This window comes from Campylobacter sp. CS_NA3, from assembly GCF_027797495.1.
Lineage (GTDB): Bacteria > Campylobacterota > Campylobacteria > Campylobacterales > Campylobacteraceae > Campylobacter_B.
The window spans coordinates 180,942-206,429 of record NZ_CP115609.1 but is presented as its reverse complement, the minus strand read 5'-3'; the positions used below and the strand labels follow the sequence as shown (position 1 = coordinate 206,429).

Below are 25,488 nucleotides of genomic sequence, written 5' to 3'. Positions count from 1 at the left end.
ATAGTGTTTGACAACCAGCTTGAAATTCAAAAAATAGAAAAATCAAATGAATTGCGGAGTTTAGGAGTAAATCCTTATCCGCATTTTTTAGTTAAGGATATGAGTATAAAAGAATTTAGAGATAAATTTGCTTTTATACAAGATTTGGAAGAGAAAAAAGCCACAGAGGAAGTTAGTATAGCAGGTCGCCTTAAATTTAAGCGAGTTGCGGGAAAATCGACTTTTGGAAATATCGAAGATGAAAGCGGAAAAATCCAAATTTATTATTCACGCGATAGTATCGGCGAAGAAGATTATGCTAAATTCAAGAAAAATCTTGAAGTCGGCGACATTATCCTAGTCAAAGGCTACGCATTTGTTACGCAAACAGGCGAATTTAGTATTCATGTTAGCCGCCTAACTCTTGCTTCAAAGTCCATTTCAGTTTTGCCTGAAAAATTTCACGGCTTAACCGACATAGAAATGAGATACCGCCAACGCTACCTTGATATGATAATGAATTCAGAAGTTAGAGATGACTTTATAAAACGATCCATCATCATTAGCACCATTAGAAATTTCTTTGAGAAAAAGGGCTTTTTGGAAGTAGAAACCCCAATGATGCACCCAATCGCAGGTGGCGCAAACGCAAAACCATTTATCACTCACCACAACGCTCTTGATGTGGATAGATTTTTGCGAATCGCACCTGAACTTTATCTAAAACGCCTAATCGTAGGCGGTATGGAAGCTGTTTTTGAAATCAATAGAAATTTCCGAAACGAAGGCATGGATTTAACGCACAATCCTGAATTTACCAGCATTGAGTTTTACTGGACTTGGCATAATTATAATGACGCTATGGATTTAACCGAAGAGCTTTTTGCGACACTTTTGCAAAAGTTAAATTTGCCAAAAGTTATCGAATTTGACGAAGTAAGCGTGGATTTTTCAAAACCATTTACTCGCATAAAATACCTTGACGCTATCACGCAAATCGGCGGAATTTCAAGCGAAATCATAAACGATAAAGCAAAAATCATAGAAAAACTCAAAGCCGATAATTTTGAAGCAAATGAGAATTTGGATTTAGGGCATTTGCAAGCCGAACTTTTTGATAACTATGTCGAGCATAAGCTCATAAATCCGACATTTGTTATCGATTTTCCAATTTCGATTTCGCCACTTTCACGCAGAAGCGACGAAAACCCTGAGATCGCAGAGAGATTTGAGCTATTTATCGCAGGACGCGAACTAGCAAATGCTTTTAACGAGCTAAACGATCCGCTTGATCAATATGAACGCTTTAAAGCGCAAATTGACGCTAAAAACGCAGGTGATGATGAAGCTCACGAAATGGACGAAGATTTCGTTAGAGCCCTAAGCTATGCTATGCCACCGACTGTTGGCTGGGGGCTAGGCGTGGATAGGCTTGTGATGATTTTGCTAAATAAAAAATCGATTCGAGATGTTATTTTATTTCCGGCTATGAAGCCGATAAATTCAGAAAAGGAATAAAAATGTTAGAAAATTTTGATAAAGAAATTTTTGATTTAACAAACAAAGAGTTGGCGCGTCAATGCGACCATTTGGAGATGATTGCAAGTGAAAACTTCACTTACCCAGAAGTCATGGCTGTTATGGGTTCGATTTTAACGAATAAATACGCAGAAGGTTATCCCGGCAAAAGATATTATGGCGGTTGCGAATTTGTCGATGAAATCGAACAAATAGCAATTGATCGCTGTAAAAAACTTTTTGGTTGCGAATTTGCAAATGTTCAGCCAAATTCAGGCTCACAAGCAAATCAAGGCGTTTATGGTGCGTTTTTAAAACCGGGCGATAAAATTTTGGGCATGTCTTTAAGCCACGGCGGACACCTAACGCACGGCGCAAAGGTTTCAAGTAGCGGAAAGTATTATGAGAGCTTTGAATACGGCGTCGAGCTAGATGGTCGCATAAACTACGACCGCGTAGCCGACATAGCAAATATCGTAAAACCAAAAATGATAGTTTGTGGCGCGAGCGCCTATACAAGAGAGATAGATTTTGCTAAATTTAGAGAAATCGCTGATAGCGTGGGTGCGTTTTTGTTCGCAGATGTCGCTCATATCGCAGGGCTAGTTGTAGCAGGAGAGCACGCTCATCCGTTCCCACACTGCCATGTAGTAAGCTCTACCACTCACAAAACGCTTCGAGGCCCAAGAGGCGGCATAATTATGACAAATGATGAAGAATTCGCTAAAAAAATCAATAGTTCGATTTTCCCGGGCATTCAAGGCGGACCTTTAATGCATGTCATCGCAGGAAAGGCTGTTGGCTTTAAACACAACCTTAGCGATGAGTGGAAAGTTTATGCAAAACAGGTCAAAGCAAATGCAAAAATTTTAGGCGAAACTTTGGTAAAAAGGGGCTTTGATCTAGTAAGCGGCGGCACGGATAATCACCTAATCTTAGTAAGCTTTTTAAATAAAGAATTTAGCGGAAAAGACGCTGATATAGCACTAGGAAACGCTGGAATTACCGTAAATAAAAACACAGTTCCTGGCGAAACTCGCAGTCCGTTTATCACAAGCGGTATTCGCGTAGGAAGCCCTGCTTTAACGGCTCGTGGCATGAAGGAAGCTGAGTTTGAGTTTATCGCAAATAAAATCGCAGATGTGCTAAATGATATAACAAATACCGAACTTCAAGCAAAAGTTAAAAAAGAAGTTACAGATTTAGCACATAAATTTATCATTTACGATAGAGCAATGTATTAAAATTCGGGCAAATTTGCCCGAATTTATCTATTTTGCGAATTTTATTATGGTAGAATTCGCAAAATAGATTTTGAATTTATAGGAGAAGTTTTATGAATCACAATCCATACAGTATGGAAGACATTAATGATATAGTTTTAAATCGAAACGGAAATGACAAAAGCGCAAGTGTAAAAAAAATCTTAACTGCTATTGCGATTTTGATAATTTTATTTTTGATTGTTTTGATTATAATGAAATTCATAAATAAAGGTAATATTGATACTAGCGCAAATTTGCAAATGCCAAGCGAAGCCGAACTTGCAAAAAAAGAGCAAACGCCAAAATTAGAACCGATTGTCATAACTCCAAAACCTGAGCCTAAAAAAGAAGAGCCAAAAGTCGAAGTAAAAAAGCCTGAGCAACCAAAAATCGAGCCTAGCGAACCGCAAAACGACGCTAAATTTGAAATCAAAAAAGAAGAAGTAAAGGTCGATGTAAAAGAGCAAATAATAGAAATCAAAAAAGAAGAACCAAAAAGTGTGGAGCAAATCGTCATAAAAGACGAACCAAAACCACAAGAAGTTCAAAAACAGCCTGAACCTAAAAAAGTAGAAATTCAACAACCAAAACCACAAGAAGTTCAAAAACAGCCTGAACCTAAAAAAGTAGAAATTCAACAACCAAAAACAGAACCTGTAAAAACGGCTCAAAAAATAGAACCTAAAAAAACAGAGCCAAAAGTTCAACCAAAACCTGAGCCTAAAAAGGAACAACCAAAGGTAGAAACCAAAAAACCTGAACCAAAAAAAGAAGAGCCTAAAAAACAAGAACAACCTAAAAATAACGAACCTGCAAAAACGCAACCAAAAGGCGGCAATATAAAAGATGTCGCAAATTTAGCCAGTGGAACTTATATCCAAGTTCATGCCCTTTCACAATACAATCCAAATGCGCCTAGTATCAAAAAAATATCCGAAAAGGGCTATACACCGATTGCGCATAAATCAGGCAACCTAACGCGCATTTTGATCGGTCCTTTTAAAAACAACGACGAGTTAAGCAAAGCTATGAGCGATGTCAAAACGCTTAACAATGAAGCTTTTGTTTATCGGGTAAAATAATGGATAAATTCGCCGTTTTTGGCAACCCGATAGCTCACTCAGTTTCGCCAAGACTGCATAACTTGGCGATAAAAGAGCTAGGATTAGACGCATTTTACGGGCGAGTTTTGCTTGAAAAGGGAAATGATTTAAAAGAAAAATTTTTAAATTTAGGCTTAAAAGGGGCGAATATAACCGTGCCTTTTAAGCTTGACGCTTACGAAACTAGCGAAATTTTGAGCCAAAGCGCCAAAGAAATCGGCTCGGTTAATACCCTTGTTTATAAAAATTCCAAATTTTATGGCTATAACACCGACGCGCTTGGCTTTTATAGGGCGATTTGCGAATTTGGCGAGATTAAAAACGCTCTGATTTTAGGAGCCGGCGGCACAACAAGAGCCATGAGCTATATTTTGCATAAAAACGGCGTTAAATTCGATATTTTAAATCGTAGCGATAAATCGGATAAGAATTTTAAATGCGAAAATTTCTATACTTACGATGATTTTAAATTCACCAAATACGACCTAATCGTAAATTCCACAAGCGCAGGGCTTAAAGATGACTTTTTGCCAGCTCCAACCCAAATGCTAGACACTGTTTTTAAGGAAGCAAAATTCGCGTTTGACGCCATTTACGGCAAGATTACGCCGTTTTTAAAATTAGCAATAGACAATGGACTTTTAGTCAAAGACGGCAAAGAAATGCTAGTTTATCAAGCAGTACTAGCTTTTAATCTCTTTTATGACAACGAATTTGATGAAAATTTGATTTTAAAATCTATGAATAAGGCGATAAATTTAGCCTAAATTTTCTCATAATCTCTAAAAAATTCGCAAATATCACACAGAGAAAATTTTAAGATTTTTTTATAAATAATTATAAGTTAAGAAAATATCCAAAGCGATATTTAATCGCTTTGGGTTATTTGGAAGTGGTAAATTTGCTAAATTTAATGTTTAAATTCACTAAATTTAGGTTAAATTTAGTGAATTTATATTATCCGTGTGGCGGTCGCATACTTCTTGCATATCTTTTTGTGGTTTCGCGCTCACCATGCGGTTTTGGCGGTGCTACTTTTTGATTTTTCACTTGGTGTGATGAAAATACTCTATCTCTTGCTCGTGGCGGAATTTTGCCGTCTTTTTTTACAAAATTATGGTGTGGTTTCATATCACGGCGTGGCGGAACTTCTATGCCGTGTTTTGGCACTACCCTAGCAACAGGGCGAACAGCAGGACGACGCGCTACGACAACCCTTTTTTGTGGAGCGAGCACAACTCTTTTTTGTGGCACTACGACCACTTTTTGCCTAGGGACGACAACCACTCGTTCTCTTGGAACGCGGTAGTAGCGATCTTCGTAATAATCCCCGCTTGTCGCATAAATTCCGCCACTTACATGCGCATGGGTGCCGTGTGATACAACACAACCGCTAAAACCAAGCCCGACAACACAAAGTGCAAAAAGTTGTAAAATTCTAGTTTTCATTGTCAATCCTTTATGAAAAGTTACGAGAATTTTATTCGCACGGCGTTAAATTTTTGTGATGAGTTTTTTAATAAATTTGAAATAAATTTTAAGAAAAAGATAAATTCTATGGCAAAAAGCGTAAATTTGGCACTTTTTGGTGCCAAATTTACTAATTTAATTAATCTAAGATTATCGTATATTTATACGACTCATTTGTATCTGTTTTTTGGGTATTTTGCATAGGCTCGGCTTGAACCGTAGCCTTATCTTGCCCTACTTTTATAGTTTGTTTAGCTTGTTTTTTCTGTTTGGTTTTTACAACTTTTTTAGGTTGTTCTTTTTCGATAATCACTTCTTGTTTTTTAGGTGGCTCGTTAGTTTGATTTAAAGCACAACCGCCAAAACCTAGCAAAAGCGCACAACCAATAGATAGTCCTAAAATTCCAGTTTTCATTTCTATGTCCTTATAAAAATTTTATGAAATTTTAGTCTTTGAAAGCTTAAAAATTTATATAAATTCATAATAAAACAAAAAAAATGCAAATTCTGCAAAATTTGGTGCAGAATTTGCAAATTTATCGTTTAAATTTAACCTTTGTAGCCTAGTCGTCGCATTTCTTTGCAGCTTTGCGCATGACCACCATAACACGCTCTCATAAAAATATCGATTGCGTTGTTGATATTTTTTGCTACGCCTTCGCCTTTTTCAAACATATATGCCATACGCACACATGACGGAATATCTTGCGCTAGGGCGCAATTTATATTATAAGCATTAATCGCGGAAGCAAAATCGCCTTTTGAATACATAGAATCCGCAAAGCTTCGACACATAGAAACATTTCCGCTTTTACAAGCATCGCTTACGACAGCTTTACCTTCTATATTGCTTTGTTCATTAACTCCTGCTTGGATACTATCAAATGTTCTATTATCCATGCTTGTAGTTGAAGTTTGCGTAACAGTCGGAGCAGGTCCCCCGCTAGTGCCAGAACAACCCACAAAAAACGCACACACGCTTAATGCCAAAATAAATTTTTTCATCTTAAATTCCCTTAAAATCTGCCACTTATATAGTAAGTTTCTTTTCCGCTTACCTTTTCAAGGCGAAGTTTATATTTATCAGACCAGCCAAAAATCATATCTCTAACCGCTTCTCTTTTCTCTTCGGTAGCAGCTTCATTTTTGATTTTAAAAAACGGATTTGAATTTGACATAGCTATGTAAGCTCCGTAAATTTTTAGTTTGTCATTTAGCGTAACTATATGATCTAACTCCGTTGTGTTAAAATCACATTTTGAGAGTATTCCTCTAAGTTGTGCCGTAGTGGCGTCATTTACGCTGTAACCAAGTGCGATTAGAATTCCATCTTCACTCATATCTTATCCTTTCATAAAAGTTTATTTTTGTTGTGAAATCAAAACACCTTCAATTATTTTTTTAATATCGCCATCTAGTATGGCATCCGTTTGCGAATATGCGATATTACTACGCAAATCCTTTACTTGCTGATACGGGAAAAGCACATAAGAGCGAATTTGATGACCCCAGCCGATCTCGCTTTTTGGTGCATTTTCATCGGCTTGTCTCTGTTTTTCAAGCTCTAACTCATAAAGCCTTGATTTTAGCACTTTCATCGCTGTGTCTTTGTTTTTATGCTGATTTCTATCGTTTTGACACTGCACGACAATGCCTGTTGGTATATGCGTGATACGAACGGCACTTTCTGTTTTATTTACATGCTGACCACCTGCGCCACTAGCTCTATAAACATCTATGCGAAGATCTTTTTCTTCTACGCTTATCTCTATATCATCATTTAGCTCAGGGCTTACAACTACGCTTGAAAAGCTTGTATGTCTTCTACCTGCACTATCAAACGGGCTTGTTCGCACCAAGCGATGAACGCCGTTTTCGGCTTTTAAATAACCATAAGCATTTTCGCCTTTGACGATAAAACTGACATCTTTTAAACCAGCTTCTTCGCCCTCTTGGAAATCCAAAACTTCTACCTTAAAACCCTCTCGTTCGCAAAAACGCAAATACATACGATAAAGCATACTCGCCCAGTCATTGCTCTCAGTGCCACCGGCTCCTGGGTGGATTGTAATAATAGCGTTTTTGTTATCATCATCGCCGTTTAACATCATCGCAAGTTCAAGGTTTGTGATATATTCTTGCAAATTCGGCGCAGTATCAAAAAGATCGTTTATCGTAGCTTCGTCATTTTCTTCATTTGCAAGATCGTAAATTTCACTAGCGTCGTCAAGTTCGCCTTTTGCTTTTTTAAATTTGTCTAAAATCGATGAAATTTTCGTCTTTTCTTTGCCGATTTGAGTAGCCTTTTTGACATCGCCCCAAAAACTAGGATCGCTTTCGATTTTTGCGATCTCATCTAAACGCGAAATAATCTCATCAGGCTTGATAATCAAGGCTATATTGTTAATCTTATTTTTTAAATCTTTTAAAAGTTCGGTGTATTCGTAATTATCCAAAATCTATCCCCTTTTGGCGAAATTATAGCATTTTAACCTTTATAATAAACTTGAAAATTTAAAATTCAGAAATTTTGAGTTATAATTTAGTTCAAAAAATTTCAAAGCGAGAGAAAAATCATGCAAATTTTTAGAAGTATAAAAGATCTTAAAGTTTATAGAAACTCTTTAAATTCGCGCGTTGGCTTTGTGCCGACTATGGGAGCGTTGCACGAAGGACATGCGAGTTTGATTAAAAAATGTAGAGAAGAAAACGAAGCCGTTTTTGTCTCAACTTTTGTAAATCCTACGCAATTTTTGCCAAACGAAGATTTTGAAAAATATCCAAAAAACGAAGAAGCCGACATTAAAATTTGCGAAAGCTTGGGCGTTGATGCGATGTTTATCCCAAAAGCAGATGAAATTTATACTAGCATAGAGCCAAAAGTCGTAGCTCCGTTAGAGCTTTCGACCATTTTAGAAGGTGCCACACGACCTGGGCATTTTGACGGCGTTTTAACCGTGCTAAATAAATTTTTTAATATCGTTCGCCCAAAAAATGTCTATATGGGCAAAAAAGACGCTCAACAGCTAATAATCGTTAAAAATATGGTTAAATCAATGTTTTTAGATATTCATATCGAGCCTTGCGAAATCGTTAGAGAAAGCGACGGCTTGGCTCTTAGCTCACGAAATGTTTATCTAGACGAAGAAGAAAAACTAATGGCACTAAAAATTTCACGCGCACTTTTGAAAGCTAGTAATCTAGTAAAAGATAGCGAATTCGATGTCAAATCGATAAAACCACAAATGTTAAACATTTTAGAGCCGTTAAAAGTCGATTATATCGCATTTGTCGATCGCGAATTTAACGAAATTTCGCAAATCGAGCTTTCAAATTCGATAATCCTAATCGCTGCTTATGTCGGCAAAACACGCCTAATCGATAATATTTGGTTGTAAAAATGCCAAAACTTTATTTAGTCTCACTTGGGTGCAATAAAAATCTCGTTGATAGCGAGATTATGCTAGGTAGGTTGCAAAACTACGAAATCGTCTCCGAACCCCAAAACGCCGATGTTATGATAGTAAATACCTGCGGATTTATCGCTTCGGCGAAGCAAGAGAGTATCCGCACGATCCTAGAACTCGCCGAATTTAAGAAAAAAAACGGCGTTTTAGTGGTAACTGGCTGTCTTATGGAGCGTTACAAAGACGAGCTTATGCGTGAGCTTCCCGAAGTCGATATTTTCAGCGGTGTTGGCGACTACGATAAGATAGATGAGATGATACTTAAAAAACAAAATCTATTTTCGCCCAATACTTACTTGCAAACCACGCAAAAAAGGGTAATCACTGGCTCGAATTTTCACGCTTACATTAAAATCGCCGAAGGGTGCAACCAAAAATGCAGTTTTTGCGCTATTCCAAGCTTCAAAGGGCGACTAAAAAGCCGCAGTTTAGATGACATCGAAGCCGAAGTCAGGGATTTGGTCGCACAGGGATTTTATGATTTTAGCTTTATCGCGCAAGATACGAGCAGCTATGGGCGAGATAGGGGCGAAAAAGACGGGCTAATCGCGCTTATAAATCGCATTGAAAAGATTGAGGGCGTGAAATTTGCGCGAATTCTTTATCTTTATCCGACCACGACGAGCGAAAATTTGATTAAAACTATCATAAGCTCACCCGTTTTTGTGAATTATTTCGATATGCCAATCCAGCACATAAATGACAAAATGCTAAAAGTCATGAAGCGCGGAAATGCTAAAAATGAAATTTTAAATTTGCTAAATTTAATGCGTTTGGCGCCAAATTCGTTTGTGCGAACCGGCGTGATCGTGGGACACCCGGGTGAGAGCGAGAGCGAATTTAACGAGCTTTGCGAGTTTTTAAGCGAGTTTAAATTTGATAGAATTTCAGCCTTTGCCTACTCCAAAGAAGAAGATACGGCGAGTTACGAAATGGAGCAAATTCCAACTCGCGTTATCACAAAACGGCTAAATAAAATCGAAAAAATCGTGGATAAGGCGATTTGTGAGAGTTTTGCCGGGCTTGTAGGCACCACACAAAGCGTGGAAATCACAGGCATTAGCTCAGAAGGCGAGTTTTTTTACGGCGCAAAACTTGCCCTATGGGATAAAGACATCGACGGCGAGATTTTAATCAACGAAAGCGAGATACAAAATTTGCAAATCGGACAGCTATATGAGTGCGAGATTAGCGAATTCGTGGGTGGAAAATTAATTGGGAAAATAATAGGAAAAGCGTAATCATCAATGGGAAATTTAGAAAATAATTCAAATTTAGTAGATATAAAAGTTGATAGAAGTTGGCTTTTTGAGACCAAAAGAAATTTTTCGAAGCGTTGGAATATAGATTTGCAAGATAATAAATTTTATGAACGATGTATAGAATTGGTAGAACACATTATTGAAAATTGCCAAAGTTTTAAAAATTTATCTCATAAAATTCATCAGTTGGCTGGCAAAGTTGATACAAAAAAAGAAATTTCAATTAATATTGGCGTAATGGAAAATTTCCAAAAATCGCTTAATGGGTCAAAAATTAAATTTGTCGATACTTCATTATATGACTTATTATGCGAATTATCTAACGATACCAACTTTATAAAATTTATAGAAATATTGGAGCTAATTTTTAATGAAAGTTTAAATTCTGAAAATAAAGATTTTATTAATAAATTTAATGACATTGCGTTTATTTCAAATAAACCTGTTAGATTAATGTATGATGACGGATATAAATTTTATCCAAGCGGAGTTGAGCTTTTTGATAAAAAACTTATTGACGATGTTTTGGAATTTTTAAAAGATTATAAAGAAGCACACAGGGAATTTGCAGAAGCATTATCTTATTTTGTGAAAAAATCTACTTCTTATAGTGATATAGCAAATAAAATTAGAGTGGCATTAGAATTATTTTTGAAAGAATATTTTTGCAACGATAAAAGTTTAGAAAAACAAATACAAATCTTGGGTGGATATTTAAAAAATAATAATATTTGTAAAGAAATTGCCAATATGTTTCATGGACTAGTAAATACATATACAGATTTAAATAATCAAATTGTAAAACATAAACAAGTAAATAAAGAATATAAAATGCAAAAAAGTGAAGTGGAATTCTTATTCTATATGGTTGGTAATTTTGTGAAATTTATCATTGAAGCAAAATCGGAAAATCAATAAAATTTGATATAATTTAATCAGATTACTAATATGGGAAAATCAATGGAAAGAAAAATAAAATTTATAGACTTATTTGCTGGGATAGGCGGTTTTAGATACAGCTTGGAGCAATGTGGTTGCGAATGTGTTTTTTCGTCAGAAATAGATAAATACTGTAAAGAAGTTTATAAAAATAACTATGGCGAAACACCAAATGGTGATATTACAAAAATTTCAGAAAATCAAATACCAGATTTTGATATATTGTGTGCTGGTTTTCCGTGCCAACCATTTAGTATTTGTGGTAAGAAAAAAGGTTTTGATGACATTAGGGGTAGTTTATTTTTTGATATATGTAGAATAATAGAAGCCAAAAAACCTGCTGTTGTTTTTTTAGAAAATGTAAAAAATTTAACTACACACGATAACAAACAAACATTTAAAACAATTTATAATCATTTAGAAAATTTAGGTTACAATGTTACTTATAAAATACTCAATTCAAAAGATTTTGGAGTGCCGCAAAGTAGAGAAAGAATTATTATAATAGCAACAAAAAATGGATATTTTGATTTCTCAAAAATAAAAAAATTGCCAAATAAATATCTTAAAGATATATTAGATGAAGAAGGTAATTTTGAAATTTTAAAACCACAAGACTATACTATATTAAATAAAGAATTGATACATAAACAACCCAAAACAGGATTAATTTTTTGCGGTTATAGAAATAAAGGTATGTGGAAAAAAGGTATCAGAGAAGGGACAGAACATCTATCAAGATGTCATAGGCAACCAAATCGCATATATTCCATCAATGGAACGCATCCAACTATTCCTTCACAAGAAACTTCTGGTAGATTTTGGATATATAGCCCTGATAAAAATATGGTAAGAAAATTAACAATCAATGAATGCTACAAATTAATGGGTTTTCCAAAAAACTTTATCATAGATAGTAGCTTGGCAAACGCATATAAACAAATAGGAAATTCGGTCGTAATACCAATGATTATAGAAATTTCAAAAGAAATAATAAAACAAGGATTTAGCAATGGAAAACAAGGAAACTTTGGAAGAAATATACAACAAACCCTATTCTAATGAAATTTCTGAGAAAATTCCGAAAGAAATACAAGATTATGTAAAAATTATAGGAAAAAATTGTATTAAAAGAAAAGGGGTTTATACCGTATTAACAACTTTACTTTATTATAAATATATTACACCAAAACAAGATATTCGATTATTTCAAACAAAATTTGAAAATGGATTTTCTGCTAGAAGTTACGATACAAAATATATAACTCCTATTTTAAAGAAACTAGGGTTACCAGCAATGGCAGAAAGTGGTTGGCTAACAAGAAGTTTAGAACAACCATATCCTTATGATTTGAATTACAAAGGAGCTATACCTACAAATTTAAAAATGCCATTTCTATACATTTTAGAATACATACAAAATAATCCCAATATGTCATACAATTGTCTATGTATTTTATTAAATGAAGTTAAAAAAACTACTTATCTAAATGTAGTATCAATAACACCATTGAAAAATTGTGATAATTTAACAATAGATTTAATAATGAAATGTCTCAAAGAGCATTTTACAACAAATTATCATACGAAAGGTGGTGCAAAATTACCAGTTTTAGCTTTTTATGCAATATATACTTCGTTGATTAATGAATTATCTAGATATAAAGACTGCAAACTAGCAAATTTATCTAGTTTAACAGCTTGTGATAAAACAAATAAAGCTTCTGGCGATATTGAAATTTTTAAAAAAAATGATGAATTATTCGAAGCCATTGAAATAAAATTAGATAAAAAAATTGATACTCAAATTGTTATGATTGCAAAAGATAAAATATATAAATGGAACCCACAACGCTATTATATCTTGTCAGTTTTAGGAATTAACGAAAACAATAGTATTGAAATACAAAAAATAGTAGATGAAGTAAAAGTAAAACACGGTTGTCAAATTATTATAAATGGACTTTTACCTACATTAAAATATTATTTAAGACTAATAGAAAATTTAAGTAGTTTTATTTATACATATTCACGAATTGTTGAAAAAGACAAAGAATTAGAAGCTATACACAAAGAAAAATGGAATAAATTAATAGAAATATTAAACGGATAATTATTTGAAAACCTTAAACATTGATAGCGAGATTTTGGACTTTTTGCGTGATAGGAAAAATTTACTTGCCTTTTCGCATGGGAGCGACAGCACGGCGCTTTTTTACACGCTTTTAAATTTGGGCGTTAAATTTGATTGTGCCTTTGTGAATTACAAAACCCGCGAAAATAGCGATTTAGAAGAAATTTCTGCAAAAGAGCTTTGCGATAAATTTGGCGTGAATTTGTTTGTCAAAACTGCTCCGCTAAATTTAGAAAATTCAGGCGATTTCGAAAATACTGCGCGCAAAATTCGCTACGATTTTTTTGATGAAATTTGCGCTAAATTTGGCTATGAAAATCTCATCACAGCGCACCAATTAAACGATAAATTTGAGTGGTTTTTAATGCAACTTGGGCGAGGTGCGGGTCTAGCAAACCTGCTAGGCTTTGAAAAAATCGAAAATCGCACAAATTTCACACTCGTGCGACCTTTTTACAATGTCGGCAAAACGCAAATTTTGGACTTTTTAAGCGAAAATAAAATCAAATTTTTTAACGACATTTCAAACGAAAATACCAAATTTGCAAGGAACGCCGTAAGAGCTGAATTTAGCGATAAATTCGTAAAAAAATACGCTTTAAATTTAGCCAAAAGTTTTGAGTTTTTATCGCTCGATAAAGCGAATTTGCTAGGCGAATTTCTCTATCAAAAAGATAAATTTTTTATGCTTGAAAATTCGCAAAAAAGCCTAAATTTAATAGATAAAGCGTGTAAAATTTTGGGCGTCGTTCTTAGCCAAAATCAACGAAAAGAAATCCAAAAAACAGACTGCGTCATTTCTGGCAAAATTTGCGTTTGCAAAAACGAAAAATTCTACTTCGTCGCACCATTTGAGAAAGCAAAAATGGATAAAAAATTCAAAGAAAAATGCCGAATTTTAAAAATTCCACCACTCATGCGTCCGTATATTTACGCCCACCAAGAAATCTTAAAAGAGCGCGAATTTACCTGCGTCTAACGCTTTCTTTAATGGAAATTTTATTGATAAAATCGACAAAATCCACAAATGTCAAGCTCGTTTTTACAAAAATCCTGCTAAAAATCACATAGCCGATCTCGTTGCCAAGGCTTCCGTCGTTGTAGATAAAAATGCTATTTATAAAGTCGCTTTCATGTTCTGTGTAAAATTTGTCAATCTCGCCCTTTAAAATCTCATAAAACATCTCATCTTCATCGCCAAGATCGACTTCGAAATAATCTTTCATCGAAACGATATTTGCGTAAGCTACCTTTTCTTGATTTCCGACGATAAATGCGATTTTATCGCTAAATTTAAGCACAAACATCGTAGTTTCGCCAAAGTGCTGATTTTTCATCAAAAAATACAAAACCTTAAAAAGGCTGGTGTGCGAATCAAATTTAATGCCGAATTTTTCGTCCATTTTTTCTATGATTTCTTGCGGGAGTTCGACCGTGAAGCCCTTATCGACCTCTTGATAAACAAAATTTTCTTTGATTTCCACTTCGCCTAAAATCGCTTTTTGCTCTTTACTGTCGATTAAAAAGCTGGTTGTGAGCCTTTTTTCGCCAAGATTAGCAAATTTAGCCAAAATCGCACTAGCCTCTTCTTCGCTCGTTTTTAGATCGATTTTTTCGACTTTTTCATCAACGACTTTTTTACCACTTAATTTTCTATAATAAAATTTACATATATTATCTTTTAAAACCACGCTTAGAAATGATTTTACAGGCGAGAAAAGCCCCATTTTTTTCTCCTAAAAAATAATTCAAAATTGTAACAAATTTAAACTGAATTTATTAAAATTTGTTATCATTTTCTGCCTTAAAAAGCTCGTTTTTGATTTTTTCTTTTGCTAATTCAAGTTCCATATCTGTTACTTTAAATGGCTTACTTATTGCAAAATTTACCCTTGAAAACGGCTTTGGTAGTCGCATTTTATCCCAACTATTAAATTCCCAAAATCGATCGGCTTCATAAGTTAGCGTATAAATTTCCAAATCTTTTTTTTGAGCTATTACCACTGCTCCGTCAGCCACGCTATGAAGCGGACCGCGTGGGCCATCCGGTGTGATAATAATATCAATTCCGTTATTTATCTCGTTAAATGCGCCTTTTAGTGCCTTAAATGCGCCTTTTGAACTACTTCCGCGAACCGCGCCGATACCAAAGTGGCTAACTATGCGAGTGATTATCTCGCCATCTTTGTGATCTGATATGATAACCTTGCCGTCCCTTTTTCGCTCACTCTTCCACCATTTTTTATACGCAAAGCACATAAAGGCTAGGCGATTGTGCCAAAAAAGCACTTCACAAGGATAAGGCGGGAGTTTGTTATCGTTATAATTTTTTTTGCAGGTTAAAAAAATAAACCACAAAATGCCCAAAAGTAGGTATTCTGCTACGCGAAATAAAATTCTTTTTTTAAGCGATAACTCTTCCATAAAGCACCATTCTTTGCGTTTTTTCTATCAAAACTTTCGCCGTTTTGCCAAGTAATTCTTCGCTTCCATCAACGCTTACTAAAAAATTTGAAAAACTTCGCCCTGCAACCTGCCCGTTTTCACGCAACTCTTCAAAATAAACTTCGTGAATTTTTCCCTTTTGCTCCGCCATTATCTCGTCTAAAATTTCATTATGGCGAGATTGCAAGTGCGTTAGTCTGCTACTTGCAATTTTATCATCGATTAACGGCAAATTTGCAGCAGGAGTGAGAGGTCGTGGGCTAAATTTAAAAGAGAAAATTTGCTCAAATCGCACCTTTTCAACCACTTCCATAGTATCATTAAAATCAATTTCGCTCTCGGTCGGATACGCTACGATTATATCAGTAGAAATATTTAAATTCGGGCAAAGCTCACGCAATCTTAACGCACGATCCAAATACCACTCTTTTGTGTAACCTCGCTTCATATCGCGTAAAACTTTGGTTGAACCGCTTTGCAAAGGCATGTGGATTGATTTGCAAATTTTTGGATTTTCGGCAAATGTGCGTAAAAATTTATCGTCCATGTGAAGCGGATGCGGGCTTGTAAAGCGAATTCGCTCTACACCTGAAATTTCGCTAAGCTTGTTTAATAAATCGCTAAAATCGATTTTTTCGTATGAATTTGAAAATCTTTTTCCGTAATTATTTACATTTTGACCGAGCAAAAATATCTCTTTTGCACCATTTTGTGTCGCCTTTTTGGCTTCGTTTAAAATAATATCGGCAGGGATCGAAATCTCATCGCCCCTAGTTTGCGGAACTATGCAGTAAGAGCATTTTTTATCGCAACCTATCATAATATTTACAAACGCCTTATACGGACTTGTGCGAAACTCGCCAAATGCGTATTCGCTCTCATCGTAGTTTATGTCGGTGCTAATAAATTTTGGCGAATTTATCGCAATGCCGATTTTTGAGACATTTCTAGCCCCCAGCACAAAATCCACAAACGGCGCTTTTTTAAAAATTTCGCTTCCCAAATGCGAAGCCGTGCAGCCGCAAACTCCTATTTTAGAGCCTTTTTTGCGAACCTTATCAAACGCTCCGATTTCGCTAAAAAGCTTATGCACAGGCTTTTCACGCACTGAACAGGTGTTTATTAAAATTAGATCGGCATTTTCTAAATTTTGTGTGATTTCGTAGTCTTGTTTTTTTAGCTCCGCGATGATATGTTCGCTATCACGCACATTCATCGCACAGCCAAGAGTTTGTATAAAAAGCAGTTTGCTCAAAGTATATGCACCTCATACATATACTCGTTTTCGCCAAGTCCGTATTTTACGGGGCGATGATAGACACTTAGACCTTTATTTTCAAAAAATTCAACCAAAGCAATCAAATCTTTGTGCGAATTATCTCTGTCAAAATAAAAAATTTTTTGACCGCTTTTTTTGACTTCTTCTTCAATTTTATCAATCTCAATGCTCACAGGTTCGCTACCAAGCTCTGTTCTAGCAAGTTTTAACGATAATGATTTTTTTGCCATGCCAATCCTTTCAATTTATTTTAGAATTTGTGAGTTTAGCAAAATTTACATAATAATTCGTTTAAACAAAACAAAAGAGTAAATTTAGTATAATTTTCCACTTTCAAAATTTTAAAAATCCCAAAATTTTGTATTGTTAAAAATAAGGAAAAAATTTATGGAAAAAGTTACCGATATTATCGAATCTATCGCAAACGAAAAAGGACTTGAAATCGAAGAAGTAAAAGAGCGAGTAAAACTTGCTTTTATCCAAACTGCAAAACAGCTTTTTGGCGAGCAGTATTTATACGATGGGGTTATCGATCCGCAAACAAAAAAAATCAAACTTTATCAAAAAGTGCAAGTTGTCGCTGATGACGATGAGCGAATAAGCGATAATGCCAAATTTATGAGCCTAAAACAAGCAAAAGAAGTCGATAAAAATATAGAAATCGGCGATGAAATCAGCTATGACATAAATATCGAAAATCTCGGCAGAACCGCTTCTATGGTGCTTTCAAGGGAGCTAAACTACCACATACAAAGACTTTTAGAAGAGAAAATTTTGCAAAACTACACAGATAAAGTCGGCACGATGATCCACGGCACGGTTACAAAAATCGACCACGAAGAAACAACTTTTATAGAAATCGAAGATTTTAAGGCGTTTATCCCACGAAAAAATCGTATAAAAGGCGAAAGCTTTAAAGTCGGCGACACCGTTAGAGCCGTTATTAGGCGAGTTTATACCGAAAAAAATCAAGGTATAAAAATGGAGCTTTCTCGCACAAGCCCAAAATTTTTAGAAGCTTTGCTTATTTCGGAAGTGCCTGAAATTCGCGACGGAAGTGTTGTAGTTCAGGCGTGTGCTAGAATTCCGGGACAAAGAGCAAAGATTGCTTTATCTGCCCTTAGCCCTAGTGTAGATCCTGTCGGAGCGACCGTGGGCACAAAAGGCGTTCGCATAAATGCTATAAGCAAAGAGTTGCGTGATGAAAATATCGACGCAATCGAATACTCAAATAAGCCTGAAATTTTCGTATCTCGCGCGATGAGCCCTGCGATTACAAATTCGGTTAAAATCGACGGAAACAAAGCGATTGTTTATATAAATTCAGACCAAAAAAGCAAAGCTATCGGCAAAAACGGCTTAAATATTCGCCTAGCTACCACGCTAACTGGATATGAAATCGAACTAATCGAAAGCGATAAGGCTGAGAAATCTGGCGAGGGGTTGAAAGACCTAAAAGCCCTATTTGGCGGACTTTGATTTTAGATTTTTGGAAATTGAAGTGAGCCTAGCCTTGTGGCGATGCTTCGTGTTTGCTTCGTTCGATAGGCAAACAGCCTTATCTCACTCGCAAACACTCGTAAGCCCCACAAATCGTCGGCATTTGGTTACCAAATTTAAGTTAAATTCTTTTTTCGAATTTATTTTTTCGTCATTCTGAGCGAAGCGAAGAATCTCAATTCAATTTGTCATTGCGAGTTTTTCGTAGAAAAACAAAGCAATCGCCAATGATTAAATTTACAGTTTGCTTTTTATCGTCATTCTGAGCTGAACGAAGTGGAGCGAAGAATCTCAAATTCGAATTTACAAAATAATTCAATTCTGAATTTAAACAAGAGATTCTTCGCTTCGCCTTGCTTCGCTCAGAATGACGGCAAATCTGTCATTGCGAGTTTTTCGTAGAAAAAAGAAGTAATCGCCAATACTAAATCACTGCTTTGTTTTTTGTAAATTTAAACTAGTAAATTTAATTACAACTATAAACAATAGCCCTATAACCTACCGCAAATAGTGAGTGCTTTCCGCTTCTTGCTTTGTCATAACTACACTCGTATCCTTGCTCTGTGCTTTTTTTCTTACCGCATACATATCCTGTTTCAATAATTTGTATAACTGGTCTGCTTACGGTGGTTTTTTTAGCAGCCTTGTTTTTTAAGTCGTTTATTGCACCTTTTTTTAAAACATCAAAAGAAACCAAACTTTCATAATTTTTTCTATAATCAATACCTTCGACTTCACCCATTGACTTGCAACCATTAGGTGCATGTTCTGTTACTATGACCTTTTGCCCCCTAGAAGTAAGAGACGGAATTTTGTGCGAATCTGCATATACGCTACTTATGGCAAAACAAATGGCTAGAAAAATTAATACTTTTTTCATTGTTTATCCTTAAAAAAATTTCTTTATCATATCCCCCCCCCCCCTTAATATTTACTGAATTTAAACTTAAATATTAAAATTTAATTTAGATTTCACTTGTTGTTTATATCAAATTTGCTAAAATTCATAAATTTAAAAAATTCCACAAAAAAGGAAAAAATATGAGTAAAACAGCATTTATCACAGGGGCGACTTCCGGTTTTGGTTTGGCTACTGCCAAAGCTTTTGCAAATAAAGGTTATAACTTAATTATTCTTGGTCGCAGAGCAGAGCGACTTGACGAGTTAGCAAAAACTATCAAAAATGTTAAAATTCACAAAATTGCCGCCGATGTCAGAGATAAAAAACGCATTTTTGACGAAGTTGCAAATTTGCCAGACGAGTTTAAAAATATCGAAATTTTGGTAAATAACGCAGGACTTGCGCTCGGACAAGAAAGGGTCGAAGAGGCAAATTTGGACGATTTTGAAACGATGATAGATACAAATATCAAGGGCTTACTTTATGTTACAAAGGCGGTTTTACCGATAATGAGTGCGAAAAAAAGCGGCTATATTTTTAATATCGGCTCGGTTGCGGGGAACTGGCCGTATCCGGGCGGAAATGTCTATGGCGGAACAAAGGCGTTTGTGAAGCAGTTTAGCCTAAATTTACGAAACGACATAAAAGGAAGTAATATTCGCGTTACAAATATCGAGCCGGGCATTGCTAAAACCGAATTTTCACTCGTTCGCTTTAAAGGCGATAGCGCAAAGTCTGATGCGGTTTATGACGGCACAAAATATCTTACAGGAGATGATATAGCGCGAATTATCGTGGATTTATCGAAGCTTCCCGCGCATGTAAATATAAATTCGCTTGAAGTTATGGCGACAACGCAAAGCTGGGCAGGATTTGCATTTGAGAGATAAAATTTAATCGAATTTAATTTGTCTAAATAAAAAAGCCGACGATTTTGAAGCAAATTTGCGAAAAATAAGACTAAATTCGTTTATTCGAGCAAATTTGTTTCAAAAGCTAGACTGAATTCAATTTCAAATTTAAACTACGATTTTTTAAATTTGTTTGATTTTCTATAAAAATATTCAAGACAGAGTGGGTGTAGTAAGGTGCAAATTTAGGCAATTTCAAGCGAAGTTACCTATGGACGGTAATGAGCGTAGGAATTGCCTAAATTTGCACCTTAATCCGTCAAGTATGGGGAATTTGTTTGGGCTTTTAAGCCCAAACAATTAGCTGTTTCTTACGATTTTTACGGCTTCTACCATATTTTTTAGGCTTGGTTTTACCTCTTCCCATTTGCGAGTTTTAAGCCCACAATCAGGATTTATCCAAAGCTGAGATTTTGGCAAAACTTCTAAAAGTGCGTTAATTTGCGCTACCATTTCCTCTACACTTGGCACGCGAGGGCTGTGTATATCATACACACCAGGACCTACTTCTTGTTTGTAGCCGACCGATTTAAAAATTTTAAGTAGCTCGTTGCCAGAACGCGCCGTTTCTATGCTGATAACATCGGCGTCCATTGCTTCAATCGTTTTGATAATATCGTTAAATTCAGAATAGCACATGTGAGTGTGAATTTGCGTCTTAGCGTTTGCACTTGAAACTGCGAGTTTAAACGCGCCCACCGAGAAATTTTCGTATTGGCTGATATTTTCCTTACGAAGCGGATAGCCCTCTTTAAAGGCTGCTTCATCGACTTGGATTATCTTAATCCCTGCAACTTGTAAATCAGAAATTTCATCACTAATTGCCAAAGCTAGTTGCTTGACAACCTCGCTTCTAGGCTTATCATCACGCACAAACGACCAATTCATAATGGTTACTGGACCAGTTAGCATACCCTTCATAATCTTGCTTGTTTTGCCTTGCGCGTATTTTATCCACTCCACAGTCATAGCCTTTGAACGGCTTACATCACCAAATAAAAGTGGCGGTTTTACGCAACGACTGCCGTAGCTTTGCACCCAGCCGTTTGCGCTAAATGCGTAGCCTTTGAGTTGTTCGCCAAAATACTCAACCATGTCGTTTCGCTCAGGCTCACCATGGACTAAAATATCAAGCCCAATCTCTTCTTGAAACGCCACACACTCATCGATATAGGCTTTTATATCTTTTTCGTAGGCTTCCTTGCTAATTAGTCCTTTTTTATAGGCGTTGCGAACTTGGCGAAGTTCGGTTGTTTGCGGGAAAGAGCCTATCGTCGTGGTCGGCAAATCACCGTAAGCAAGGGCTTCGCGCTGAATTTTAATGCGGTCTTCAAATTTATCACTTCGCTCAAATTTGGTTAAATTTTTCACGCGATTTTGCACTGCCGTATCATGGATCAACGGCGAATTTAGGCGTGTTTTGGCAGATTTGCGATTTTCTTCATATTTTTTGATGCCGCTGTCGCAGATTGGAATTTTAAAGAAAAGGTGCGTTAAAATGCAGACTTCTTCGAGTTTTTCACACGCAAAACTTAGCCACGATTTAATCTCAGGGTTTAGTTTTTCTTCATATTTTAGCGTAAATGGCACATGCAAAAGCGAACACGAAGTTCCCACATAAAGGCGATCTTTGCTGACATATTGCGCGACAAATTCCAAAAATTCTAGCTTTTTATCAATGTCGCTTTTCCAAATATTTCGTCCATCAATAACCCCTGCAAATAGCGTAGTTTTCGCATCTTTTAAGATTTCAAGCTGAGACTTGATATTTTGCGCACTTGCATAGACAAAGTCTAATCCCACAGCCCAAATGTCCGTTTTAACAACTTCTTTCAAAGCTTCTGTGGCGTGCTCAAAATATGTCATAAATACGATTTTAATGTTATTTGCGACCAAATTTAGCTTGTTATAAACAGGTGCGATTTTTTCACATAGCTCCACGCCCCTATCGGTTACGAAAATCGGCTCGTCGATTTGGACGACGACTTCGCTATCAAGGGCTGAAATCTTGCCTAGAAGCTCGGCGTATTTTTCTACTAGCTCATCGAGTTTGGCTAGTGGTTCGCCCCCATCCGTGCTTTTTGAAAGTGCTAGATAGGTTATCGGTCCGATTAAATTTATCTTTAACGCGCAACTATCCTTAAAATCGTTGTTTTTAGCGGCTTTGTATTCGTTTAGAATTTTGTCTGCATTTAGGCTAAATTTTGTGTTTTTGCTGATTTCAGGCACGATGTAATGGTAGTTTGTGTTAAACCACTTTGTCATTTCCATTGCCACGGCGTCTTTGTTTCCACGCGCCATCGCAAAATACTGCTCTTCGCCACTCAAAGATGCAAATCTTTGGGGCACTGCACCAAAAAGCACGCTATTATCAAGCATTAAATCATAAAACGAGAAATCATTTACGCTAATTAAGCCCGTCCATGCGTCAAGTTGGTATTTTATGTGGCGATCTTTTAGTTCGTCTGCTACCTTTTCTAGTGCGCCAAATTCGCACTTTCCTGCCCAAAAACTCTCTAATGCTTTTTTTAATTCTCGTTGCTCGCCAATGCGAGGAAAGCCAGTTACATAACTTTTCATAATATTTCCTTTAAAAATTAAATCAGCCTAGCTTTTGCGTGATTTTGTAAATTTCTCACTCGATAGGCATACCAGCCTTATCTCGCTCGAAATTTACTGCAAAACACGCAAAATCGTCGGCATTAGTATATAAAATTTGCAAATTTACAACATTTGCAAAAACCATAAATTTACACAAATTTAAAAACAAAAATCTAAGGCGAAGTATTTTTTAGCTATTTTTCGAGCTGTGAAGCTAAAATCACGCAAGGCTAGACAATAAAAGTCTGCCGTAGCGTGATTTTAGCGAACTCTCGGAAAACAAGCGAAGCGGTGCGACGCAGTCGCAGGTTTCCTTGAAAAGAGCAAAAAAGACAAGCCGTAAAAAGCTTAAAAACGCATTTCGTAGAATAAAAGTGGTGGTTCTAAATTTGCATGATTAAAAGAAAATGCAGAAATTTTTGGAATTTTATGTCTTCTTAAACAGCCCAAAGTGCGGTTTTTGAAAACACAATTGCAGTGAAATGCCCCGCCAAGCGTAAGTGCAAAGAAAATGTGTGAGATAAAAAAATCAAATTTGGTTATAAAAACTCCGCCTGAGCGAACGAATTTATTAAAATCTTTTGCAGCCTTGTAACATGGGACAAGCCATTGCTTTTCCTTTTTTTTGAAAAAATATTTTGGGATTTTACACAATTTTTCATTTATAAATTCTTAAAATTTTCAATTTTTTACGCGATAAATCCACTAGCGATGACTCTGTCAAATTTATCATAAAATACCGCCAACTGACCACTTGCGATGCCGTTTGCAGGTTCGTTTAAATAAACTTTTACGCCGTTTTCGCAGCTACCCAAAATTTGCAAATTTGCACGAATTTTAGGGCTTCGGTAACGAATTTTGACGAAAATTTCATCGGTTTTTAAAATTTCATCGATACTTAAAAAGTTATTGAAATTTATCGTGCTAAATTCGTGGCTTTCGAGCTCTTCTTTTTTGCCGACGATGATTTCATTTTTTTGCGGGTCAATCCCCAAAACAAAATGCGGATCGTGTGCGCCGTCAATGCGAAAACCCCGTCTTTTGCCGATAGTATAGTGCATATAGCCGCTATGTGTGCCGATGATTTCGCCATTTGAGTTTAAAACCCTGCCCGGCAAATCTGTTTGCATAAAATCTTTTAAAATATAGATATAACTATTTTCCACAAAGCAAATTTCGCTACTTTCCTTTGCTCCTGCGATTTCGCTAAGCTCGGGATAATTTCTGGCTTCGTTTTTTATGTCGCTTTTTAGGCTTTCTCCAAGCGGGAAAATCATCGATTTTAAGGCATTTGGATCAACATTTGCCAAAAAATAGCTTTGATCCTTAGTTAAATCAAACGCAACCTTAATAAGCCCGTTTTCAAGCCTTGCATAATGCCCCGTGGCTAGTTTTTCGCAACCAATGGATTTTGCAAATTCCAAAAGTTTTCCAAGCTTTATGTGGCGGTTACACAAAGCACACGGATTTGGCGTTTTGCCATTTTTATACGCTTCGATAAACGGCATAAAAACGCTTTTTTCAAATTCCCCTTGTAAATCCAAAATATGCGTTTTTATCCCTAAAAATTCGCCCACTTTTCGCACTTTTGCGATATTTTTTTCGTGGTAAGCTTCATTTTTATGCAGTTTCATATAGGCACCCACAATCTCATGACCTGCGTCTTGGAGTTTTTTTGCAGTGATAGAGCTATCGACGCCGCCACTAAGAGCAACTAGAATTTTCACTTTTTTTCCTTTATTTTTACGGCTTGTCTTTTTGGCTCTTTTTTTGAGAGTTTCGCTTGTGCTTCGTTGCGACGGGACATACCAGCCCGTCTCACTTGCACTACGCTCACAGCTCAAAAAAATAGCTCAAAAATACTTCGCCTTAGATTTTATTATAATTTTTTGTAAATTTGCACAAAATCGTCGGCATAAGCATAGCGAATTTGCAATTAAATATTTTGCTTTTTGTTTTACAAAATTTATCAAATTTGCTATATAAATTTTATATTTTATATCACGCAAAGTGTCTAAAATAGATACTTTAAGTATATTTTAAAATTAAAAATTTGAGAATAATAAAATTATTTAGCTTTAAATTTTATTAAATTTCTTCTTTTTTTCGTGCCAACTTCACATCATCTATAATTTCATCAACACTATCGCAAAGTTTAAACATTTTTAAATTTTCTTCGCTTATGGTTTTGTGTTTCAAAAACGACTTTTTGAAAAATTCGACCAAAGGTGCGTAAAAATCGCTATCATAAAGATAAATTTTGCACCTACTTTTAAAGCCGACCTGCACCAAAACTAGCAGTTCAAAAAGTTCATCCATCGTCCCAAATCCGCCCGGAAAAATGACGAAAATCTTGCTTTTATTCATAAGCGCATATTTTCGCAACGCAAAAGCTGAAAACTGGATATTTTTCGTGGCATATTTATTGCTACTTTGTTCAAACGGCAAAAATATATTTAAACCATAACTAAGCTCAGGGTTAATTTCATGAGCGCCACGATTGGCAGCTTCCATTATACCGCCGCCGCCGCCGGTCATAACAGCATAATCCATCTTCGCAAATTCACTTGCTAACTTTCTAGCATCTTTGCAATAGCGATTTCGTCCGTCAAACCTAGCAGAACCGAAAATAGTAACACTTTTGTGCGTAAAATCTAAAATTTCATTTACGCTTTTTATATCTTTTAAAATTTTTTTTACTTCCATTTTAAACT

26 protein-coding genes are annotated in these 25,488 nt (G+C 35.8%); 12 read left to right on the top strand and 14 right to left on the bottom strand.

What is annotated here, in order from left to right; genetic code table 11:
* Positions 1-3: 3 nt before the first annotated feature.
* The 4 genes from lysS to PF026_RS01065 all read left to right on the top strand — a co-directional run bounded on the left by lysS (position 4) and on the right by PF026_RS01065 (position 4,632).
* A complete protein-coding gene (lysS, locus tag PF026_RS01080; protein ID WP_270860134.1) occupies positions 4-1,497 on the top strand; it encodes a lysine--tRNA ligase in 1,494 nt (497 codons plus the stop codon).
* A 2-nt stretch (positions 1,498-1,499) separates the two neighbouring features.
* Complete coding sequence (locus tag PF026_RS01075; RefSeq protein ID WP_270863180.1) at positions 1,500-2,741, top strand: serine hydroxymethyltransferase; 1,242 nt, start codon at positions 1,500-1,502, stop codon at positions 2,739-2,741.
* Positions 2,742-2,833: 92 nt separating this feature from the next.
* A complete protein-coding gene (locus PF026_RS01070; RefSeq protein WP_270863179.1) occupies positions 2,834-3,844 on the top strand; it encodes an SPOR domain-containing protein in 1,011 nt (336 codons plus the stop codon).
* Complete coding sequence (locus PF026_RS01065; protein ID WP_270863178.1) at positions 3,844-4,632, top strand: shikimate dehydrogenase; 789 nt, start codon at positions 3,844-3,846, stop codon at positions 4,630-4,632. The genes PF026_RS01070 and PF026_RS01065 overlap by 1 nt, the downstream gene beginning before the upstream one ends.
* A gap of 190 nt (positions 4,633-4,822) precedes the next feature.
* On the opposite strand, the gene PF026_RS01060 is transcribed toward PF026_RS01065, so the two are convergent.
* The 5 genes from PF026_RS01060 to prfB all read right to left on the bottom strand — a co-directional run bounded on the left by PF026_RS01060 (position 4,823) and on the right by prfB (position 7,791).
* Positions 4,823-5,314, bottom strand: a complete 492-nt coding sequence (locus PF026_RS01060) for a hypothetical protein (RefSeq protein ID WP_270863177.1) — start codon at positions 5,312-5,314, stop codon at positions 4,823-4,825.
* 160 nt (positions 5,315-5,474) lie between these two features.
* Positions 5,475-5,750, bottom strand: a complete 276-nt coding sequence (locus tag PF026_RS01055; RefSeq protein ID WP_270863176.1) for a hypothetical protein — start codon at positions 5,748-5,750, stop codon at positions 5,475-5,477.
* Between the two features lie 134 nt (positions 5,751-5,884).
* Complete coding sequence (locus PF026_RS01050; protein ID WP_270860141.1) at positions 5,885-6,340, bottom strand: hypothetical protein; 456 nt, start codon at positions 6,338-6,340, stop codon at positions 5,885-5,887.
* A gap of 11 nt (positions 6,341-6,351) precedes the next feature.
* Positions 6,352-6,675: a type II secretion system protein gene (locus PF026_RS01045; protein WP_270870374.1), complete on the bottom strand. Its 324-nt coding sequence runs from the start codon at positions 6,673-6,675 to the stop codon at positions 6,352-6,354.
* A 21-nt stretch (positions 6,676-6,696) separates the two neighbouring features.
* Entirely contained in the window at positions 6,697-7,791 is a 1,095-nt protein-coding gene (gene prfB / locus PF026_RS01040) for a peptide chain release factor 2 (protein ID WP_270870375.1), read from the bottom strand.
* 120 nt (positions 7,792-7,911) lie between these two features.
* Between prfB and panC the strand changes: the two genes are divergently transcribed.
* Genes panC through tilS form a run of 6 tightly spaced genes read left to right on the top strand, consistent with a single transcriptional unit; the run spans position 7,912 to position 14,116 of the window.
* On the top strand, positions 7,912-8,733 hold the full coding sequence (gene panC, locus PF026_RS01035) for a pantoate--beta-alanine ligase (RefSeq protein WP_270860144.1): 822 nt from the start codon (positions 7,912-7,914) through the stop codon (positions 8,731-8,733).
* A gap of 2 nt (positions 8,734-8,735) precedes the next feature.
* The gene (gene rimO, locus PF026_RS01030) at positions 8,736-10,043 is read left to right on the top strand and encodes a 30S ribosomal protein S12 methylthiotransferase RimO (RefSeq protein WP_270863175.1); all 1,308 of its coding nucleotides are present in this window, start codon (positions 8,736-8,738) and stop codon (positions 10,041-10,043) included.
* 6 nt (positions 10,044-10,049) lie between these two features.
* Positions 10,050-10,982 carry a hypothetical protein gene (locus PF026_RS01025; protein WP_270863174.1) on the top strand — a complete coding sequence of 311 codons (933 nt, stop codon included), beginning with the start codon at positions 10,050-10,052 and terminating at the stop codon, positions 10,980-10,982.
* 42 nt (positions 10,983-11,024) lie between these two features.
* The gene (locus tag PF026_RS01020; protein ID WP_270863173.1) at positions 11,025-12,065 is read left to right on the top strand and encodes a DNA cytosine methyltransferase; all 1,041 of its coding nucleotides are present in this window, start codon (positions 11,025-11,027) and stop codon (positions 12,063-12,065) included.
* A complete protein-coding gene (locus PF026_RS01015; RefSeq protein ID WP_270863172.1) occupies positions 12,016-13,116 on the top strand; it encodes a hypothetical protein in 1,101 nt (366 codons plus the stop codon). The genes PF026_RS01020 and PF026_RS01015 overlap by 50 nt, the downstream gene beginning before the upstream one ends.
* A 4-nt stretch (positions 13,117-13,120) precedes the next feature.
* Positions 13,121-14,116 carry a tRNA lysidine(34) synthetase TilS gene (gene tilS / locus PF026_RS01010; RefSeq protein ID WP_270863171.1) on the top strand — a complete coding sequence of 332 codons (996 nt, stop codon included), beginning with the start codon at positions 13,121-13,123 and terminating at the stop codon, positions 14,114-14,116.
* On the opposite strand, the gene PF026_RS01005 is transcribed toward tilS, so the two are convergent.
* From PF026_RS01005 to PF026_RS00990, 4 genes are read right to left on the bottom strand one after another with little or no spacing between them, the layout of a single operon-like run.
* Positions 14,103-14,864, bottom strand: coding sequence for a hypothetical protein (locus PF026_RS01005; RefSeq protein WP_270870376.1), 762 nt, complete (start codon positions 14,862-14,864; stop codon positions 14,103-14,105). The two genes, tilS and PF026_RS01005, sit on opposite strands and share 14 nt — an antisense overlap.
* Positions 14,865-14,916: 52 nt before the next feature.
* Positions 14,917-15,561 carry a lysophospholipid acyltransferase family protein gene (locus tag PF026_RS01000; protein WP_270870377.1) on the bottom strand — a complete coding sequence of 215 codons (645 nt, stop codon included), beginning with the start codon at positions 15,559-15,561 and terminating at the stop codon, positions 14,917-14,919.
* Positions 15,542-16,837 carry a tRNA (N6-isopentenyl adenosine(37)-C2)-methylthiotransferase MiaB gene (gene miaB, locus PF026_RS00995; RefSeq protein ID WP_270870378.1) on the bottom strand — a complete coding sequence of 432 codons (1,296 nt, stop codon included), beginning with the start codon at positions 16,835-16,837 and terminating at the stop codon, positions 15,542-15,544. Before miaB ends, PF026_RS01000 begins: the two co-directional genes overlap by 20 nt.
* The gene (locus PF026_RS00990) at positions 16,834-17,091 is read right to left on the bottom strand and encodes an HP0268 family nuclease (protein WP_270863167.1); all 258 of its coding nucleotides are present in this window, start codon (positions 17,089-17,091) and stop codon (positions 16,834-16,836) included. Before PF026_RS00990 ends, miaB begins: the two co-directional genes overlap by 4 nt.
* 157 nt (positions 17,092-17,248) lie before the next feature.
* On the opposite strand from PF026_RS00990, the gene nusA reads away from it, so the two are divergent.
* Positions 17,249-18,340, top strand: coding sequence for a transcription termination factor NusA (nusA, locus tag PF026_RS00985; RefSeq protein WP_270860151.1), 1,092 nt, complete (start codon positions 17,249-17,251; stop codon positions 18,338-18,340).
* 487 nt (positions 18,341-18,827) lie between these two features.
* On the opposite strand, the gene PF026_RS00980 is transcribed toward nusA, so the two are convergent.
* Positions 18,828-19,241 carry a DUF4156 domain-containing protein gene (locus PF026_RS00980; RefSeq protein ID WP_270863166.1) on the bottom strand — a complete coding sequence of 138 codons (414 nt, stop codon included), beginning with the start codon at positions 19,239-19,241 and terminating at the stop codon, positions 18,828-18,830.
* Positions 19,242-19,402: 161 nt separating this feature from the next.
* On the opposite strand from PF026_RS00980, the gene PF026_RS00975 reads away from it, so the two are divergent.
* Complete coding sequence (locus PF026_RS00975; RefSeq protein ID WP_270863165.1) at positions 19,403-20,152, top strand: SDR family NAD(P)-dependent oxidoreductase; 750 nt, start codon at positions 19,403-19,405, stop codon at positions 20,150-20,152.
* A gap of 321 nt (positions 20,153-20,473) precedes the next feature.
* Here PF026_RS00975 and metE read toward each other — a convergent pair whose 3' ends face one another.
* From metE to PF026_RS00955, 4 genes are all read right to left on the bottom strand, one after another.
* The gene (metE, locus tag PF026_RS00970; protein ID WP_270863450.1) at positions 20,474-22,756 is read right to left on the bottom strand and encodes a 5-methyltetrahydropteroyltriglutamate--homocysteine S-methyltransferase; all 2,283 of its coding nucleotides are present in this window, start codon (positions 22,754-22,756) and stop codon (positions 20,474-20,476) included.
* Between the two features lie 366 nt (positions 22,757-23,122).
* Positions 23,123-23,428, bottom strand: a complete 306-nt coding sequence (locus PF026_RS00965; RefSeq protein WP_270863164.1) for a hypothetical protein — start codon at positions 23,426-23,428, stop codon at positions 23,123-23,125.
* 35 nt (positions 23,429-23,463) lie between these two features.
* A complete protein-coding gene (gene mnmA / locus PF026_RS00960; protein WP_270863449.1) occupies positions 23,464-24,501 on the bottom strand; it encodes a tRNA 2-thiouridine(34) synthase MnmA in 1,038 nt (345 codons plus the stop codon).
* A 361-nt stretch (positions 24,502-24,862) separates the two neighbouring features.
* Positions 24,863-25,480 (bottom strand): TIGR00730 family Rossman fold protein, encoded by a 618-nt coding sequence (locus tag PF026_RS00955; RefSeq protein ID WP_270863163.1) that lies wholly within the window; start codon positions 25,478-25,480, stop codon positions 24,863-24,865.
* Positions 25,481-25,488: the final 8 nt, after the last annotated feature.